Source organism: Glaciimonas sp. GG7 (genome assembly GCF_052976905.1).
On record NZ_JBRIIQ010000009.1, the window covers coordinates 1 to 18,978 of the forward strand.

At 52.1% G+C, this 18,978-nt stretch carries 11 protein-coding genes; 10 read left to right on the forward strand and 1 reads right to left on the reverse strand.

What is annotated here, in order from left to right; all coding sequences use genetic code 11:
• The 5 genes from ACVBEF_RS04115 to ACVBEF_RS04135 form a co-directional block, all read left to right on the forward strand.
• Window positions 1–4,310 (forward strand): amino acid adenylation domain-containing protein (locus ACVBEF_RS04115; RefSeq protein ID WP_447122679.1); only part of this gene is annotated, 4,310 nt, incomplete at its 5' end.
• Window positions 4,311–4,613: 303 nt separating this feature from the next.
• Window positions 4,614–5,438 (forward strand): trehalose-phosphatase, encoded by an 825-nt coding sequence (otsB, locus tag ACVBEF_RS04120; protein WP_447122680.1) that lies wholly within the window; start codon window positions 4,614–4,616, stop codon window positions 5,436–5,438.
• 1 nt (window position 5,439) lies between these two features.
• Complete coding sequence (locus ACVBEF_RS04125) at window positions 5,440–7,272, forward strand: glycoside hydrolase family 15 protein (protein WP_447122681.1); 1,833 nt, start codon at window positions 5,440–5,442, stop codon at window positions 7,270–7,272.
• A gap of 73 nt (window positions 7,273–7,345) precedes the next feature.
• Window positions 7,346–8,731, forward strand: coding sequence for an alpha,alpha-trehalose-phosphate synthase (UDP-forming) (gene otsA, locus ACVBEF_RS04130; RefSeq protein WP_447122682.1), 1,386 nt, complete (start codon window positions 7,346–7,348; stop codon window positions 8,729–8,731).
• 397 nt (window positions 8,732–9,128) lie between these two features.
• The gene (locus tag ACVBEF_RS04135) at window positions 9,129–9,512 is read left to right on the forward strand and encodes a hypothetical protein (RefSeq protein WP_447122683.1); all 384 of its coding nucleotides are present in this window, start codon (window positions 9,129–9,131) and stop codon (window positions 9,510–9,512) included.
• A gap of 311 nt (window positions 9,513–9,823) precedes the next feature.
• Here ACVBEF_RS04135 and ACVBEF_RS04140 read toward each other — a convergent pair whose 3' ends face one another.
• The gene (locus tag ACVBEF_RS04140) at window positions 9,824–11,101 is read right to left on the reverse strand and encodes a carbohydrate porin (RefSeq protein WP_447122684.1); all 1,278 of its coding nucleotides are present in this window, start codon (window positions 11,099–11,101) and stop codon (window positions 9,824–9,826) included.
• Between the two features lie 455 nt (window positions 11,102–11,556).
• Here ACVBEF_RS04140 and ACVBEF_RS04145 point away from each other — a divergent pair, with 455 nt between their 5' ends.
• The 5 genes from ACVBEF_RS04145 to ACVBEF_RS04165 all read left to right on the forward strand — a co-directional run bounded on the left by ACVBEF_RS04145 (window position 11,557) and on the right by ACVBEF_RS04165 (window position 18,918).
• On the forward strand, window positions 11,557–11,814 hold the full coding sequence (locus ACVBEF_RS04145) for a hypothetical protein (protein WP_447122685.1): 258 nt from the start codon (window positions 11,557–11,559) through the stop codon (window positions 11,812–11,814).
• 450 nt (window positions 11,815–12,264) lie between these two features.
• Entirely contained in the window at window positions 12,265–13,485 is a 1,221-nt protein-coding gene (locus ACVBEF_RS04150; protein WP_447122686.1) for a DUF2235 domain-containing protein, read from the forward strand.
• Between the two features lie 700 nt (window positions 13,486–14,185).
• Window positions 14,186–17,266, forward strand: coding sequence for a formate dehydrogenase-N subunit alpha (gene fdnG / locus ACVBEF_RS04155; RefSeq protein ID WP_447122687.1), 3,081 nt, complete (start codon window positions 14,186–14,188; stop codon window positions 17,264–17,266).
• 63 nt (window positions 17,267–17,329) lie between these two features.
• Window positions 17,330–18,256 carry a formate dehydrogenase subunit beta gene (fdxH, locus tag ACVBEF_RS04160; protein ID WP_447122688.1) on the forward strand — a complete coding sequence of 309 codons (927 nt, stop codon included), beginning with the start codon at window positions 17,330–17,332 and terminating at the stop codon, window positions 18,254–18,256.
• A complete protein-coding gene (locus ACVBEF_RS04165; protein WP_447122689.1) occupies window positions 18,253–18,918 on the forward strand; it encodes a formate dehydrogenase subunit gamma in 666 nt (221 codons plus the stop codon). Before fdxH ends, ACVBEF_RS04165 begins: the two co-directional genes overlap by 4 nt.
• Window positions 18,919–18,978: the final 60 nt, after the last annotated feature.

Genomic DNA, 18,978 nt, shown 5'->3' on the forward strand with positions numbered 1-18,978 from the left:
TTGCACCGGAAAGCGAAACAGAAATCACGCTGGCGGCGATCTGGTCGGAATTGTTGCAGACCGAACGCATCGGTCGTCACGATAATTTCTTCGCGTTGGGCGGGCATTCGCTGTTGGCGATGCAACTGATGTCACGCTTGAGAAAAACATTCGGTATTGAAGTGGCGTTAAGTACCTTGTTTGCGCAACCGGTATTGGCTGCATTTTCGGCAGAGTTGTTAAAGAGCGGCGTGAGCACACGACCGCTATTGACAGCTACGACAGGAGCCGAACGTGAACTGCTATCGTTCGCCCAGCAACGCCTATGGTTTCTGGAGCAAATGGGTGGAGTCGGTCAGGCATATCACATTCCGGTGGGCTTGCAACTAAATGGTCACCTCGACCGGGTCGCCTTGAGGCAGACACTTGAGCGGCTGGTATTCCGGCACGAAGCGCTGCGTACTCATTTTACGGAGAAAGACGGCCACACCGTACAGCACGTCACAGCGGCAGATGTCAGTCATTTCCAGTTGCTGGAACACGACTTACGCCACCATCCTGAGCGCGATATCGAACGGGAACGGATAGTCGCTGAAGAAGCCGTAACGCCGTTCGATCTGGTCCATGGTCGGCTGATTCGGGCGCGTCTGTTGCAGGAGAGTGCCACGCAACACACGTTGTTGATCACGCTGCACCATATTGTGTCAGACGGTTGGTCGATGGGCGTGTTGTTTAATGAAATGAGTGCGCTCTATAACGCCTACCGGCAAGGCCAGCATGATCCGTTGCCAGCCCTGAGCGTGCAGTATCCCGACTATGCAGCATGGCAACGGCGCTGGATGTGCGGCGCGGTGCTGGAGCAACAGACGGCGTATTGGAGAGACGCGCTGGCAGACGCGCCGAGCTTGCTGGAAGTGCCGACCGATCATCCGCGTCCGTCACAGCAGGACTACGCTGGTGCTTCTATCGAGACGACGCTGGACGCCGCGCTGACGCATAAGTTGAAGGTGTTGAGCCAACGCCACGGCACCACCCTACACATGACGCTGCTCTCGAGTTGGGCGATGTTGTTGGGGCGGTTGGCGGGGCAGGACGATGTTGTCATCGGCACGCCGACGGCGAACCGTACCCAGCAAGAGGTCGAAGGACTGATCGGCTTATTTGTCAACACGCTCGCGCTGAGAATCCGTCTGCCGGAACAGGCGACGGTGGCGATGCTGTTAGCCCAAGTGAAACAGCAATCACTGGCAGCGCAACAGCATCAGGACATCCCGTTCGAGCAAGTGGTAGAACATACGCAGCCGGTACGCAGCATGGCGCATAGCCCGTTGTTTCAGGTCATGTTTGCCTGGGAGAACGTAGCGCAAGGCCAGCTCAGTTTGGAGGGGTTGACGTTGACGCCCGTACCGTTGGCGCAAGTGACGGCCAAGTTTGATCTGACCTTGACGCTGGGCGAATCAGAGGATGTCATTAGTGGTACGTTGGAATATGCAACGGCCTTGTTCGAGCGCCGCACGATAGAACGGTATCTGGGGTATTGGCAGTGTTTGTTGGCGGCGATGGTGGAGGATGATGCGCAGCAGATCGCATGCTTGCCGATCCTGAGTGCTGCCGAACGGCATCAGCTCGTGACCAGTTGGAACGCGACGCAAGTGATCTACCCGGAACGCGCATATCTGCTGCATCAACTGGTTGAAGAACAGGCCATGAAGACGCCGCACGCGGTAGCAGTCGTATCTGGTGCAGAACAGTTGAACTATGCCGAACTGAATCATCAGGCCAATCAGTTGGCACATTACCTGCGTGAGTCAGGCGTCGTGCCAGACGATCGGGTGGTGATTTGTGTCGATCGTGGTCTGGCGATGGTGGTCGGTGTGCTGGCGATATTAAAATCCGGTGCAGGGTATGTGCCGCTGGACCCGGCGTATCCGGCCGAGCGACTGGTGCATATGTTAAGGGACAGCGCCCCGCGTGTGGTCCTAAGTGGGGTGATAATGCAAGCCGGGATTGCCGGCGGCTGGGAGCAGGCGAGGGCAACGATAGCGCCGGACGTACCGGTACTCGATTTGCACGCGCCGAGTTGGCGTGCGTACCCGAGCGAGAATCCTGACAGCAGCCATCTCACGTCATCGGATCTGGCGTATGTGATCTACACCTCAGGCTCAACTGGCATGCCCAAGGGAGTGCTTAACGAACATCGCGGCATCGTCAACCGCATGTTATCGGTACAGCAGTCTTACGGCATGGATCAACACGACGTAGCGTTACAAAAAACATCGTTCAGTTTCGACGATGCTGTGAGCGAGATATTTTGGCCGTTGATGGCGGGCGCAAAACTGGTGATGGCCCGGCAGGACGGCCACAAAGATCTGCGTTACTTGAGTGAGCTCATTCGTAGCGCTGGTGTGACTACGCTACATTTCGTGCCATCGATGCTGCAGGTCTTTATCGGGCATGACGACGTGGCAAGCTGCACCAGTCTCACCCGTGTCATGTCCGGCGGCGAGGCTTTACCGGCATCACTGGTGCACAGTTTTCATGCGCAATTGCCGCACGCCCGTTTGCATAATCTGTACGGCCCTAGTGAAGCAGCGGTGGATGTCACTGCCTGGACTTGCGTGGCGGGAGCAACCGGGACGACGATCCCGATTGGCAAACCGATTGCGAACACCCGTATTTACATTCTCGACGCCCAAGGTGAACCGACTCCGGTCGGTGTCGCGGGCGAGTTGCACATTGGCGGGGTGCAGGTGGCGCGTGGGTATTTGAATCAGCGAGAACTGACTGAGAAACGCTTCGTTCCTGATCCGTTCTCGTCTCAGTCTGACGCACGTTTGTACAAAACGGGCGACCTGGCGCGCTGGCAATCGGACGGCAATTTAGTGTATCTGGGCCGCAATGATTTCCAGGTCAAAATTCGCGGTTTTCGGATTGAATTGGGCGAGATTGAAACGCAACTGGTGGCGCATCCCGGGGTCTGTGAGGCGGTAGTGATGGCACGGGAAGACATTCCCGGTGACCAGCGATTGGTGGCGTATATCGTTGTCAATACAGAGATCGATGCCACAACCCTACGTACGCATTTGAGTGTAAATCTGCCCGATTACATGGTGCCAGCGGCGTATGTCACGCTGGCAGCATTGCCGCTGACGGCCAACGGCAAGCTAGACCGCAAAAGCCTGCCTGCGCCCGATGGTGCTGCTTACGCTTTAAGTGGGTATGTTGCACCGGAAAGCGAAACAGAAATCACGCTGGCGGCGATCTGGTCGGAATTGTTACAGACCGAACGCATCGGTCGTCACGATAATTTCTTCGCGCTGGGAGGACATTCCTTATCGACATTGCAGGTAGTGAACTTGCTTAAGCAGCAGCACATGCTGATCTCAGCGAGCGATGTATTCATGTATCCAACTGTCGCTACTTTGGCAGAAAGAATTGCGCAGGCCGGTCTGCAAGAAGAAGATCGGTTGCCGATACTGATACGCGTTGGTGGAACAAAACAGCCTCTGTTTTTAATGCATGAAGGGGCGGGGCTGCTGCTGTACGCGCATGCGTTGGCCGCATGCATCGACACCGATATCCCCATCTATGGCCTGCCGCCGGTGCCGTTTTCTCAGACACAGCAATTCACCACTATGCACAGTATGGCGCAACGGATGGTGGGATTGATACGACGCGTACAGACCAAGGGTCCTTATCGTTTGGCGGGCTGGTCTTTTGGCGGTGTGCTGGCGTATGAAGTTGCGCAGCAGCTGATCGGTGATGGCGAGCAAGTAGAATTTTTGGGCCTGTTTGATACGGCAATCTACTTTGGGAGCAAATATATTTCGACTGTGGATGATAAAAACCTGCTATTGGACTTGATAAAACCGGGACTTAACGAAGCTTGTACCTTGAAGCTAGCGTTCGAAAAAATAACACTGGCAGCAGCGGAGGTGGATGTTGTAACCCTGGTAAAGACGGCAAGGAAATACGGGATCGCACCTGTATTTTTGTTGTCATCCTCTGATCAGGAGATCCCGGCAGTGATGGCGCGTATTCGTGTCCTCATCAGAGCGTTTGACGATTATGTCGCCCAGCCGATTAGTATTCCGGTGCATCTGTATAGCGCTGAAAGTGATGCAGCCTATGGGCCTCGTCGTGGTTGGGAATTGATTTTATCGGAAGCACAGCTACGCTTGGTGCCTGTGCCTGGTACGCATCAATCGATGATGGAGGATGGGAACATCGTTGTCCTTGGGCAGGCTCTGGATGCCGGACTGCGTGCTGCAAGTGTGCAGAGTACGTTGTATGGGACGGGAGACAGCATGCTCGATGATGAACTTATCTGAGGGGTTTAGTCTGGACTGACACGGCAAAAAATCGCATCTTGCAAGAATGCAAGAAAAGATTTTTTGTCACTCAAGGCTACGCATGAAATGCACGTAGGTTAGGCCTCATCATTGTTTAGACCAGGCGCCCCGACGCAGACAGTACGACTGTACGGCCATGAGAGGCAACGAGGTATAAACGATTATGCGGCCTTACTTAACTGGATGCACAGCGCGATTGCCCTACCTCCTATAAGATAGAGATAGCTCTATACAGATTTTTCTTATGTTGTTGAATAATCTTATGATTGGAGTTATCCCAAGATGAAGAACGCACAACCTGCAGAGGCACCATCTGCTGAGCAATTTTTCCCGCTTGATGACCATGACTGTGCTCTTTTCCTCGACTTCGACGGTACGCTAGTTGATTTGGCCGCCAGGCCAGATGAAGTCGTTATTCCCTTTGAATTAATCGCGTCCCTGCGCGCTGTCCATACTTTGTTGGAAGGGCGTCTGGCAATTGTGACAGGTCGTCAGATTGCGCAGATTGACGCTATGCTCGCGCCATTGATCTTGCCTGTGGCCGGTGTGCATGGGATGGAGAGGCGCAATGCTGAGGGTGTGACGCACTATTTCGCTTATCCGGATGACCACTTTGCCACCGTGTTTTCTGCGCTGGAAACCTGCGCGGTGCAATTGGCGGCTATTCATCCCGGTGTAATTGTTGAACAAAAACGGGGGGCGGTTGCGCTCCATTATCGTCAGGCACCGGCGCTTGAAGCGTTGTGTAAAACGGCGATGCAAGCGGCCCTTGGAACCTATCCCGGCATCGTTTTGTTGTTTGGAAAAATGGTGATAGAGGCCAAACCGGCCAACGTCACCAAAGGCACGGCCATTCGTGATTTTCTGGCAGAGCCGCCGTTTGTCGGTGCGCGCCCGGTATTTGCCGGTGACGATACGACCGATGAGGCTGGCTTTGATTATGTGCAGCAAGTTGGTGGCATAGGGGTCAAGATCGGCAAGGGCGCAAGTGTTGCCCATGCTCGGGTCGCCTCACCGCAGGCATTGCGTGCTGAACTCTCACGATGGGTGCAACAAGCGCAACAAGCGCATCCGGCCGACACTTTACCCTTCGCTAAAGGATCTTGATATGCCCAATACGTTTACCGAGTCAGTTCCCCCCATTACGCGTCCTACCCCGAATGCCGCCTCGCTCGATTGCGGTGTCATCGGCAATTGTGCATTTAGCGCACTGATTGATCGGATGGGCAAAATGGTCTGGTGTTGTTTGCCGCGGTTTGATGGTGATCCGGTCTTTAATGCGTTGCTCGATGATTCTGAGAACGGCGGTTTGTGGAGCATTGAAGTCGAAAACTTTGCCCGTAGCGAGCAATTTTATAATCCGAATACCGCCGTGCTGCATACCCGCTTATTTGATACCGATGGCAGGGGAATAGAAATTACCGATTTTGCCCCGCGCTTTATGAGTCGGGATCGGATGTTTCGTCCGCTGATGCTGATTCGCCGGGTACGTCCGCTGCACAGCGCCATCCGCATTCGTGTGCGGCTGCGACCACGTTTTGACTGGGGACGGCAGATTCCGACCATCACGCAAGGTAGCCATCATATTCGCTATGTCGGCCCGTCCGATACGTTGCGGCTCAACACCGATGCTTCGCTGAGCTATTTGCTGACCGAGTCATTTTTTATGTTGGATAAAACCACCAATTTCATGCTCGGCCCGGATGAGACGCTGGCTGATGGCATTAGCGATACCGCCCACCGATTTGAGAAAGAAACCATCGGCTATTGGCGTGCCTGGAGTCGTCGTCTTGCCGTTCCGTTGGAGTGGCAAGACGTGGTCATTCGGGCGGCGATTACGCTAAAAATGTCGTTATATGAGGATACCGGCGCGATCATTGCCGCCATGACGACCAGTATCCCCGAAGCGCCCGGCAGCGGACGTAATTGGGATTATCGTTATTGCTGGTTACGGGATGCTTTCTTTGTGGTGCGCGCCCTCAATAGTTTGGCCGAAGTCGGCACCATGGAGGATTACATGCGCTGGCTCACCAACGTCGTGGTGCGTTCCAAAGGCGGGCACATTCAGCCGTTGTATGGGATTGGGCTGGAAGAGTCGCTGCCCGAGTCAACCATGGCGCATCTGCCCGGTTATCGGGACAACACGCCGGTGCGGGTGGGCAATCAGGCGCAGGAACATTATCAGCATGACGTCTACGGCAATGTCATTTTGGGCGCGACGCAGGCGTTTCTCGATCACCGTTTGTTGCATCGGGCGGGGGTTGCTGAATTCACTACGCTCGAAGCAGTAGGCGATCAGGCGTTTCGGCTCTATGACCAACCGGACGCCGGAATGTGGGAGCTACGCTCACGCGCAAGAGTCCACACTTCGTCAGTGTTAATGAGCTGGGCCGCCTGTGACCGGCTCGCCAAAATTGCGCATACGCTGGGCTTGGGTGAGCGTGCCGTGCATTGGGAGGGGCGGGCACATACCATTCGTGAATTCTTGTTGCGTGAGTCGTGGAGTGAGGAGCGGCAGGCGTTTACCGCCAGTCTGGGCGGGCACGATCTGGACGCTAGCGTGTTGTTGATGGTGGAAGTGAATTTTATTGAGCCCACCGATCCGCGCTTTATTGCCACGGTCGCGGCGCTGGAGAAATCGCTGTGCGACGGCCCGTATATGCGCCGTTATGAAGCCCCGGATGATTTCGGCAAGCCCGAAACCACGTTCAACATTTGTACCTTCTGGCGTATCGATGCGCTGGCGCGAATTGGCCGTAAAAAGGAAGCCCGCGCTATTTTCGAGACCATGCTCAAGGCGCGTAATCATCTCGGCTTGCTGTCTGAAGATACACATCCTGTCACTGGCGAAATGTGGGGAAATTTTCCGCAGACGTATTCGATGGTCGGATTGATTAACTGTGCTGTGCGGCTGTCTGCGCCTTGGGATACAGCGATTTAATTACTTGGTTTTTCGCTTGCGGTCGGGGCGAGCAGGATACGTAACATTTGAAATTAACAATAAAAAGGAATCCATGTCACGTCTCGTTATCGTTTCAAACCGCGTTGCCGATCCACGTAAGCCTGCCGCCGGGGGCCTGGCTGTTGCACTCGGCGAGAGTATGAAAAAAACCGGCGCACTCTGGTTTGGCTGGAGTGGGACTATTGTCGAAGAAGCCGATGGCGGCACGCCCGGCGAAGGCCGCCTCCATACACAAGAGGCTGGAAATGTCACATTGGTAACAGTGGATTTATGTCGCAAGGATCACGATGCGTATTACCTTGGCTACGCCAATGACGTGCTGTGGCCGGTGTTTCATTACCGGCTTGACCTGGGTAATTACGAACCCGGTTTTGCCGAAGGCTACCGTCGGGTCAACGAACTCTTTGCGCGTAAGTTGCTGCCGTTGTTGCAACCGGACGATCAAATCTGGATTCATGACTATCACCTGATCCCGCTAGCGGCCTGCTTACGGGCAATGGGATGCCGCAATCGCATTGGATTTTTTCTGCATATTCCGATGCCGCCGCCTTTAATCATGGCGGCCATCCCGCATCAGGAATGGTTGATGCGCACGCTGTTTGCCTATGATCTGCTGGGCTTTCAGAGCGAAGCCGATTTGCTCAATTTTTCGCATTACGTCCAAAGTGAAGCCCGGGCCGAGGTCTTGCCCGACGGGCGTTACCGGGCCTTTGATCGCACGGTGCTGGCGGGGGCGTTTCCAATCGGTATCGACGTCGATGCCTTTATCCGTCTGGCCGAGAGCAAAGAAAGCATGCAAATGTTTACGCGATTGCGGGAAGAATATTCACGCCGCCAATTGCTCATCGGCGTCGACAGGCTGGATTACTCCAAAGGCCTGCCGCAACGTATTCGTACTTTCCGTGAGCTGCTTGAGCGCTATCCAGAGACGCGCAAAAGTGCAACGCTGATCCAGATAGCTTCGCCCAGCCGAGAGGATGTGGAGGCCTACGCCAGGATACGCACTGAATTAGAAAATCTGTGCGGCGCGATTAACGGCGATTATGGCGATCTGGACTGGATGCCGATTCGCTACATCCACCGCACGGTGTCGCGCAAACGCTTGCCCGGCCTGTATCGCGCAAGCCGAGTCGCCTTGGTCACGCCTTTGCGCGATGGTATGAATCTGGTCGCGAAAGAGTTCATCGCCGCGCAAGACCCTGCCGACCCAGGCGTACTAGTGCTGTCACGCTTTGCGGGCGCTGCCGAACAACTCAAGGAAGCATTGCTGGTCAATCCCTATGACATTGAACGCACCGCGCAAGTGATCGCGCAGGCTTTACAGATGCCTCTGGAAGAACGCATTACGCGTCATGCAGCGTTGCTGCGCCGGATTAAAGAACATGACGTGCATTGGTGGTGTGCTAGTTTTTTGACCACCTTGGCTAACATCGCGTAGCCAGAGCTATTATTAATAGCGTGGTGCATTAATGCTCTATTTAGCAATGCCAACGAAAGGTCAGATTTTAAGCAAGCCTGCATAATCGTTTATACGTCGTCGCCTCTCCTTGCCGACCAATCGTACTGTCTGCGTCGGGGCGCCTACTCTAAACAATGATGCAGGCTTGCTTATTTCTATATTGTTATTGCTCTATTAAATTATTTCCACACGGAATTATTATGGAATTATGATGAATACAGTGAAGAGTACAAATCAGAGTAACTTTGATAGTTTTTATTAATATAATTTATTCTCATATGTATCGACGCTGCTATATCGGTGGCAAATATATGTATTGATATTTTCATTTGCGCCATATAGAAATTATTTAATTCCATTAAGAAAGAGATTTATTATGACGCTTGCGATTAGTTCTACAAATGAATCATTGGAATTGTATATTCAAAAAATAAATGCAGATAATGAAACAACTCCTGCAGAGCTTCAAGAAATCAGGGATGTAGCAGATGATGATGTAGCGGATGTCACTAATCCAGCCATTCAAGATACGATAAAAGCCTTTCAGGTAGCCGCAGATGAAGTTGTTAGCAGATTAAAAAAACTCGCACTGGCTGTGAGAAAAAATAAGCTTTCGGATGCGGAAAGAGTATCGTTGGAACAAGCTGTTGAATATCAAATGGTATATATGGTCATAGGCCATAAGGTCGTTATAGAACCTTTGCTTCAAAGTCAGGAGCGTAGTGGTATTAATAAGCTACCTAAAGCAACAAGCCTATAAGTAAGGGCGCATATTTGTTCAGACCAGACGCCCGGGCTGTGCGGCCAGGCGATGTAACGACATATAAATAATAATGCGACCTTAAATAAAAAAGCCCCACTCTGATGTGTGATCAGGGTGGGGCTTTTTATATTTATTTTGAATTCATTTATGAATATCTATACCAAATAAAAATATATAAAGTCCTGGTAAGCAAGGATATCCCAAGTGATATAGCTTTAAGTAGGTCAACATTGTGATTTATATATCGGCATCTCTATTCGTGCGTATGACCCACTGCGAGGGCAGAGTGTTGCTAACACGACTTTTTATTAGAGTTCTGCATGCATACGTAGCGAATAGATCGGAAACGGGCCACGGTCCCTGTTGTATGCGGGATTAGTCACATGCTGATAGTCGAACGTGAGTTTCACATCCTTGCTCACGGCAACCGAGTAATACGCTTCGACAATTTTTTCGCATCCGTAATGCAGCTGACCGTCGCCGATCAGGATGCCATTGCCGCCCGCTGCGAAATAGGCTTTGGCAGAGGAAGATAAACCGTTGATCGCAGCGCCGAGACCAACGGTGTCGGCGGCTCTGCCCCAACTGCCGCCGCGCAGGGACAGGCCGCCGGAAACCGTACGATGGATATCGGAAAACTCATACGCTTCCTGCTTGCCGCCGTTGACGCCCATGCGTAGAAATGCACCGAGATCGTGGGTCAGTTCCTGCTCAACATTGAGGCTCACACCAGGATTTGAGTTTTGGCGACGCACCAGCGCAGTATTGGGGGCGCTGCCGGTCGCTGCAGCAAGGTTGGTGGCATCGCTGTAGGTACCCATATCGCCTTGATTGAGAAAAGCCATCAACTTGACTTTGCCCGGATGGTCGCTCCATTGATACCGGCGTTCGAGTTCTGTTACGTAACTATGCTGATGAGGATGGAAGCCGGCGACTTTGGCATTGGGCACATCAGACATCTGAAATACCCCGCCGCGCAAGGTCCAGCTATCCTGATTCCACTCAACCGTCGCGCCGTTGGTGAAGCCCCAGGAGTCAGCCGCATAATCGAAAGTACCGGCTTCGATGATGGACCAGTTCAAGAAATTGGAGCGGGGGTCATGCGCATAGGCGTTGGTGTCGAAAATATCGACAACAGAAAACCTGCCGACCGTGATCACGACATTGTTGGCACTGTAGTTGTCAGCAAATTGGTTAGTGCTGGCTTCGACTGTTTGTGCTTCACCATCGAGAGAAATGACTTGCCGGATGAAGGCGCGCGGAAAACGCAGATAAGGGACATTTTGGCCGACCTTGTAGGCTTCTCCGCTAGGGAAGCCTGCCATACCGAGGGTATTGCTGAGGCCGTAACCCTGATCGTATTCAGGATTGAGCCAGAATTGCGCCCCCGACCATAGACGTCGCCCCAGAAATAGGGTGGCGTCGGCAGTGCTGGCTTGCTGAGCAGCTGGCGTCATGCTGTTTGGCCCACTGTAGGGGGCGGTCAACCTGGGATGCCCTTGATTGACGTAGGTGAACTGCCCATGCACGCTCCAATCGTCATCCAACACGTCACTTTTCAATATCGGTTCGGTACGGTTTGTCATTACATCGTCAGCAAATGCACTCACAGGCAGGCAATATGCAGCCCATGATGCACACACGTAATACAAAGAGAGTGACAAAGAACGTAATAATTTTTTATGTTGAAGCATGGTAAAACCCCGGATTAATCGATTTTGTCATTGTTCTTGTGAGCAAATTCTGTCAAAGAATGCAGTTTTGAAAAGCCGCATATTATCTATCGGTGAATCCAGTCAGAAAAAAATATATAGGAGGTAATAGAGTTAGTGTTGTTTCTCTATAGAAATATTTTTTTAAAGAATTAGTATTTAACCGTGTCGAAAACGTAGTCCAGAGGCGCTTCTCCGTTTGTCGGTTTAACGAGGAAATTGATGATGGTTTAGGTGCTCGATACCGTGTTAGCGGTGAATGTTGAAAAAATATTGGCTGTTAACTTGAGATGTTTAATGACTAATTATATTTCTATAGGGTGTCAATAATGAAAATCAAAGCAGCGGCAGTGATCGCACTAGCAACGTTCGCATTTTCTCAGGGGGCAATGGCACGACCTGGCCCGATTCCCCCCATCGTGCAGCTTACTGAGTGTGCACTTATTCAAATTGAGTACGACGCAGCACTTGCCGAGTACAACCTTGCTGGCTATCAGGCGAAGGGTGGATTTAATGGGACCTATGACGGTATGGATATCGTGCAACAACTTAAGGCGGCAAATTGCCCCCTCCCTCCTGGCGATTGATACGATAACAATGCATTAGTGGGAAGACGTCATTAATTGGGGCTTTATCAGACGCATAGATGTACGCAGTAAATGAAGCCGAATGAACGATGTTCTTCGGCTTCATCGCACGAGCGCTATAGAGTAATGCGAGAGTAATGTGGGCTTTACAAAAGCAGCACACCTGCAACACCCCTCTCAGTCGTCACTACGTAGTAATAAAATGTGACGAACAAAAATACTTTGCATCGAGGAAACCAAGTCCAGATGCCTCTTTTTATCTCATTGATGTTACGTTTTCGATAACCTAATTGTTACCGTAACAATACTTGTATATAGCTGGCCAGCTCTTTAGAGTTCGGTCTGTACGGATTAAAAATCCCCCAAATATGCCGTTTCAAAAATAGCTGAATGCATAGAATTGCGTCGATTTTTCTTTAAGTAGTAAACTATATAAATAAGAAGGAAATGATGGCAAAGACGATCATTTTTTGCGCAGATGGCACCTGGGGCAGCGCAGATGGCAAGTTGGTTAATATTGATCACATCAGTGCAGGCGTGCCGGTCAATGGCGTAGCACAAGAAAATTCTGGCAATAGCCTTACCAACGTCTCTATGCTCTTCGAATGGCTGGAGGGAGAAACCATCACATCGAGCCCCTATGAAATGGAGCGCTCCAACCAGCCCCTGGCTGCACCGACTCAAATCGCAAAGTATGTTCACGGGGTGGGTGATGGCGCAGAATTCGCCGATAAAGTTGTCGATGGCATGTTTGGCATCGGCGTCGTTGCACGCATTGCAAACGGCTATAACTATATTTCTGAGCATTACAAAGTCGGTGACCGGATTGTCCTGGTCGGCTTTAGCCGCGGTGCCTACACTGTGCGCGCGCTGGCAGGATTGATCGCCTCCGAAGGACTATTGACCCCTGCATTGGCCACAGAAAGCTGCGATGCAGGTAGTGCCAAATACGATAACGCGGTCAAGGCCTGGTTACGCTACCGGAAAAAATCCGATACTACCGTCATTTCCCGCCTGTTGGACTGGATCGATAGCGTCATCAATTATCGCTATTTTTTTTCATCATCGGCTCTCCCGACTAGCGCATTCGTAGCCGTCAGTGAGATCACCGCAGTTGCTGTCTGGGACACCGTTGGCGCAATGGGGATACCGTTGTATGGCTTCAAAGGTAAAAAAGTCGATTCGTTTAACTTTGCCAGCAATGTCCTTAGCCCTAAAGTAAAACTTGGCCTGCATGCGGTCGCAATTGATGAGCCGCGCAAGGCTTTTACGCCTACCCTTTGGGACGAAACAAAGAATGTCAAACAGCGCTTGTTTGCGGGCGTGCATACCGATATCGGTGGCGGCAATGACGACCATGCGTTGTCGGACGTACCGCTGAAATGGTTTTTTGATGAGCTGCAACACCCAGATATTGGTGTGTTGTTCAATGCTGAACAACCGGATCTCTATTTGCCCGATGCGTGCGCTAAAGGACACTTGGAGCCGATTGAGGAATTGCTCTTCCCAGACATCCACGAACCCCGCGCATTTCCATCCGGTATGGCTATCCATACGGCGGTAGCGTTGCGCCAGCAGGGGGGCTTGGTGCATGCCGGGCTGACGCTTGATGCTGCGCATTATGCGCCAAACAATCTGCCATTTCCGGCACCGGTGAATCGAGATAACTGAATATTTTCGTAACAGGATTCCAGATTGTTTGCCGCTGTCGTGTCTCAATAGGGAGGTGTTCATAGCTGCAAAAACCACCAGCAATCACACGAATTATAATAAAAAATATTATTCTATTACTAATCGACGACCTGAACGTCAAACGTCCGCATAGAGCCGCTACCCCAAAGTCAGGATCGTAGTGATATTAATAAGTTACCTAAAGCTACGCATGTAGAAATAACCAATCATAAAAAATCCCTGCCCTGATGTGATCAAGGCAGGGATTTTTTTATTCTTTTAGGACTTACGCAACATCGTTCCAGCATCAAGTATGCACAGCCGAATGAACAATGTTCTTCGGCTTTGTTGTTTCAAGGATTGCGCATGGCCTACGGGTTATTACGCATTACATAACGCTTGTTGGTATGGGACTATCTGCCGGAGATGTAATGCGTTTTATGAATAACGATATATGCAATATTTTTATTTCTAGGGCAATGAATATGCGATATCTCAATATATGAGAACATAGTAACCACAGAAAAATCCATCGATATCCCTCGATTAGGCGATTTTTCTTAGTTATGCGTACGCAAGAAGAGACCAAAATTACGCCCAGCCATTTTGTTATTTGCGCCGAGACGCCCAGGCAGTGAGTCAGACCTTTCACTGTATTCCCGGTTTTCCATTTTTTATACGTTCATGTGAGGACAAACCCATGGTTCAACTGTCCAGACGCCAGTTTCTGAAAGTCACTGGCTCGACGTTGGCTGGCTCCAGCCTGGCTTTGCTTGGCTTTGCGCCAATCAACGCGCTTGCAGAAGTCCGCCAATACAAACTGTTGCGCACAACAGAAACCCGTAACACTTGCCCCTACTGCTCGGTCGGTTGCGGGATTTTGATGTACGGACTTGGTGACGGCGCGAAAAACGCCTCTGCCAGCATCATTCACATCGAGGGCGATCCGGACCATCCGGTCAATCGCGGCACGTTGTGTCCAAAGGGCGCAAGCCTGATCGACTTTATCCATAGTCCCAACCGTTTGCTGGCACCGGAATATCGTGCCCCGGGCGACGACAAATGGCAAAAAATCTCGTGGGATACAGCGCTAAGCAAAATTTCCCGCTTGATGAAAGACGATCGCGATGCCAACTTCATTGAAAAAAATGAACAGGGCGCTACCGTCAATCGCTGGTTGACGACCGGCATGCTGGCGGCGTCGGCTGCCAGCAACGAAGTTGGCTATCTGACGCATAAAACCATCCGCAGTATGGGGATGCTGGCGTTCGATAATCAGGCGCGCGTTTGACACGGACCGACGGTGGCAGGTCTTGCCCCGACGTTTGGCCGTGGTGCGATGACGAATCATTGGGTCGACATCAAGAATGCCGATGTGATTCTGGTGATGGGCGGCAATGCCGCTGAAGCACACCCGTGCGGATTTAAATGGGTAACGGAAGCGAAGGCCCATAACAAAGCCAAGCTCATTGTGGTTGATCCGCGCTTTACGCGGACCGCCTCGGTTGCTGACTTTCATGTGCCGATCCGGACTGGCTCGGATATCGTATTTTTGGGCGCCGTCATCAATTATTTGCTGACCAACGACAAAATTCAGCATGAATATGTCCGCAATTACACGGACATGCCGTTTATCGTGCGGGAAGAATTTGGCTTCAAGGATGGCTTGTATTCCGGCTATGACGAAAAGGCTGGCGGCTATCCCGACAAGAGCAGCTGGGATTACGAGATGGGTAGCGATGGCTTTGCCAAAGTGGACCCGACTTTGCAGCATCCGCGTTGTGTGTATCAACTGATGAAGACGCACTATTCACGCTACACGCCTGAATTGGTGGAGCGCGTCTGCGGCGTGCCGCCGGCGAAGTTCCATAAAGTTGCCGAAGCGATGGCCTCAACCGCTAGTCCTGAACGTGCGGGAACGATTCTGTACGCCTTGGGCTGGACCCATCATTCGATCGGCGCGCAGATTATTCGTACCGGTGCGATGGTGCAACTGTTGCTGGGCAATATCGGGATCGCAGGCGGCGGCATGAATGCGTTGCGCGGTCACTCGAATATTCAGGGTCTGACCGACCTGGGGCTGATGTCCAACTTGCTGCCGGGCTATATGACGCTGCCGGGTGAGAAGGAGCAAGATTTCGAGGGCTATATCGCAGCGCGTGCGACTAAGCCTTTGCGTCCGAACCAGCTCAGCTATTGGAAAAACTACCGCGCTTTTCATGTCAGTTTGATGAAAACCTGGTGGGGCGATGCGGCGACCAAAGAGAACAATTGGGGCTACGATTATCTGCCTAAGCTCGACAAGCAGTACGACTTGCTGCGCGTGGTGGACATGATGCATCAGGGCAAGATGAACGGGTATATCGCGCAGGGCTTCAACATGCTGGCGTCGGTGCCGAATAAGCAGAAGGTCACCGAAGCGTTATCCAAGCTGAAATGGCTGGTGGTGATGGATCCACTGCAAGTAGAAACGGCCGAGTTCTGGAAGCCGCATGGCGAGTTTCATGACGTCGATCCTAAACAGATTCAGACCGAAGTATTCCGTCTGCCGACAACCTGTTTCGCGGAAGAGCGCGGTTCGCTAGTGAGCTCAGCGCGCTGGTTGCAATGGCATTGGCAGGGCTCGGAACCACCGGGTCAGGCACGTAGCGATCTGGATATCATGTCGGGCATTTTTCTGCGTATGCGCAAAATGTACAAGGAAGAGGGCGGCAAGTTTCCGGATCCGATTGTGAACTTGACGTGGAAGTACTTCAACCCTGAGAGTCCGACGCCGGAAGAACTGGCCAAGGAATTTAACGGGCAGGCCTTGAGCGACGTGTTCGATCCTAAAGATGCGACCAAAGTGATCGCCAAAAAAGGCGAGCAATTGCCGTCCTTTGCGATGCTGCGCGACGATGGAACAACGACCTCCGGTTGCTGGATTTTTTGCGGAGCGTGGACGCAGGCTGGTAATCAAATGGCGCGCCGGGATAACAACGATCCAAGTGGTCTCGGCCAGACCCTGAACTGGGCCTGGGCATGGCCGTTGAATCGCCGGGTGTTGTACAACCGTGCGTCAGCTGACGTCAAGGGCAAGCCGTTCGATCCGAAACGCAAGCTCATCGGTTGGAATGGCGCGGCGTGGAGCGGGATCGATGTACCCGACTTTAAAGCCGATGAACCGCCAGAAAATGAAGCCGGTGCGATGGGACCATTCATCATGCTGGGCGAAGGCGTGGCGCGATTCTTTGCACGCGGTGCGATGGCAGAAGGTCCTTTCCCTGAGCATTACGAGCCGTTTGAAAATCCGTTGGGTTACAACCCGTTGCATCCGAAAAATCCGCTGGCGATTAATAATCCGGCAGCGCGTATTTTTCCGCAAGACCGCGCACAACTGGGTAAACATGAGGATTTCCCGCATGTAGCAACCAGTTATCGCTTGACCGAGCATTTTCACTTCTGGACCAAGCACGCTAAGTTGAATGCGATTATTCAGCCCGAGCAATTCGTCGAAATTGGCGAAGAATTGGCGCAAGAAGTCGGCGTAGTGGCGGGCGATAAGGTCCGTGTGAGTTCCAAGCGCGGCCATATTATTGCTAAAGCGGTGGTCACTAAACGCATCAAGTCATTAATGATTGAAGGCAAAAAAACGCATACGGTCGGGTTGCCGTTGCATTGGGGCTTTACCGGTGTAGCCAAGAAGGGCTACCTGATTAATACCCTCACGCCAGTGGTCGGAGACGCTAATTCTCAGACCCCGGAATTCAAATCGTTTTTGGTGAAGGTGGAAAAAGCATGACCAAAAATCTCAGCAATGTGAGCAACATCAGTACGCTGATTTCCACCGTGGGAGGCAATTAAGATGGCACTGCAATCTCTGGATATCAGAAGGCTGTCGGCGACCACCGTGCAGCCGCCCGCAGTTCGGGAGCCCGTCACCGGTACGGTCGCCAAGCTCATCGATGTCTCCAAATGCATCGGTTGCAAGGCGTGCCAGACCGCGTGTATGGAATGGAACGATTTGCGCGATGAAATCGGCGACACCTCCGGCACATACGACAATCCACGTGACCTGACCGATAAATCGTGGACCGTCATGCGGTTCTCGGAATATGAAAATCAGGAAGCCAATCTGGAATGGCTCATTCGCAAAGATGGCTGTATGCATTGCGAAGACCCCGGCTGCCTCAAGGCTTGCCCGGCACCGGGTGCGATCGTGCAATACACCAACGGTATCGTCGATTTTCATCAAGAAAATTGTATCGGTTGCGGTTACTGTATCGCCGGTTGTCCGTTCGACGTCCCACGTATCTCCAAGCTCGACAAACGCGCCTACAAATGCACGTTGTGTTCAGACCGGGTGGCCGTCGGACAAGAACCGGCTTGCGTCAAAACCTGTCCGACGGGTGCGATTGTGTTTGGCACCAAAGAGGACATGAAAACCCATGCCGAAGAGCGCATCGAGGATCTGAAGTCGCGTGGTTTTGAGAATGCCGGTTTGTATGATCCGCCGGGCGTTGGCGGCACGCACGTGATGTATGTATTGCATCACGCCGATCAGCCGTCGCTATATCACGGTTTGCCTGACAATCCGAAAATCAGTCCCTTTGTCGGCTTGTGGAAGGGTGTCGCGAAACCGTTGGCGGTGGCGAGTATCGCATTGGCTGGTTTGGCGGGATTCTTCCATTACATCCGTGGCGGCCCTAGCGAAGTCAGTGCGGAAGAGGAACTTGAGGCGCAGGAAGCGGCGCGTAAAATCGTTGAAAGCCAGCAAGGAGAAGCGCGATGAGTGATCAAGAAACGGGACACGAGCATCCCTCATCGCCTCCTCTGATCCTGCGCTACAACCCCAACGAGCGCACTAACCACTGGATTACCGCGATCACCTTTGTGTTGCTCGCGTTGTCAGGGCTGGCGTTGTTTCATCCGTCGATGTTTTGGCTCACAGAACTGTTTGGCGGCGGGCAATGGACGCGGATTTTGCATCCCTTTGTTGGCGTTGTGATGTTTCTGTCGTTTGCGCTGCTGGTGCTGCGGTTCTGGCATCACAATCAGTTTGAAAAGGGCGACGTGCAATGGCTCAAACAAATCGATGATGTGTTAGCAAATCGTGAAGACAAACTGCCGGAAGTGGGGCGCTACAACGCCGGTCAGAAGATGCTTTTCTTTACGTTGATTGCTTGCATGTTAGGCTTGTTGCTATCGGGCATTGTGATTTGGCGCGCATACTTTGCGTTCTATTTTCCGATTCCGGTGATTCGTGCCGCGGCGTTATTGCATGCGATTTGTGCCTTTGTGATCATCATCAGCATTGTGGTGCACGTGTATGCCGGGATCTGGATCAAAGGCTCGATGGGCGCGATGGTGCGCGGTACGGTGACTTACGGCTGGGCAAAAAAACATCATCCACGCTGGTTTAAGGATGTTGTTAAGCAAAGCAACAAGAAGTAATGCATTAAATTAACTAAAGTAACTAAAGTAACCCATGGGCCGATATCCCATATCGGCCCA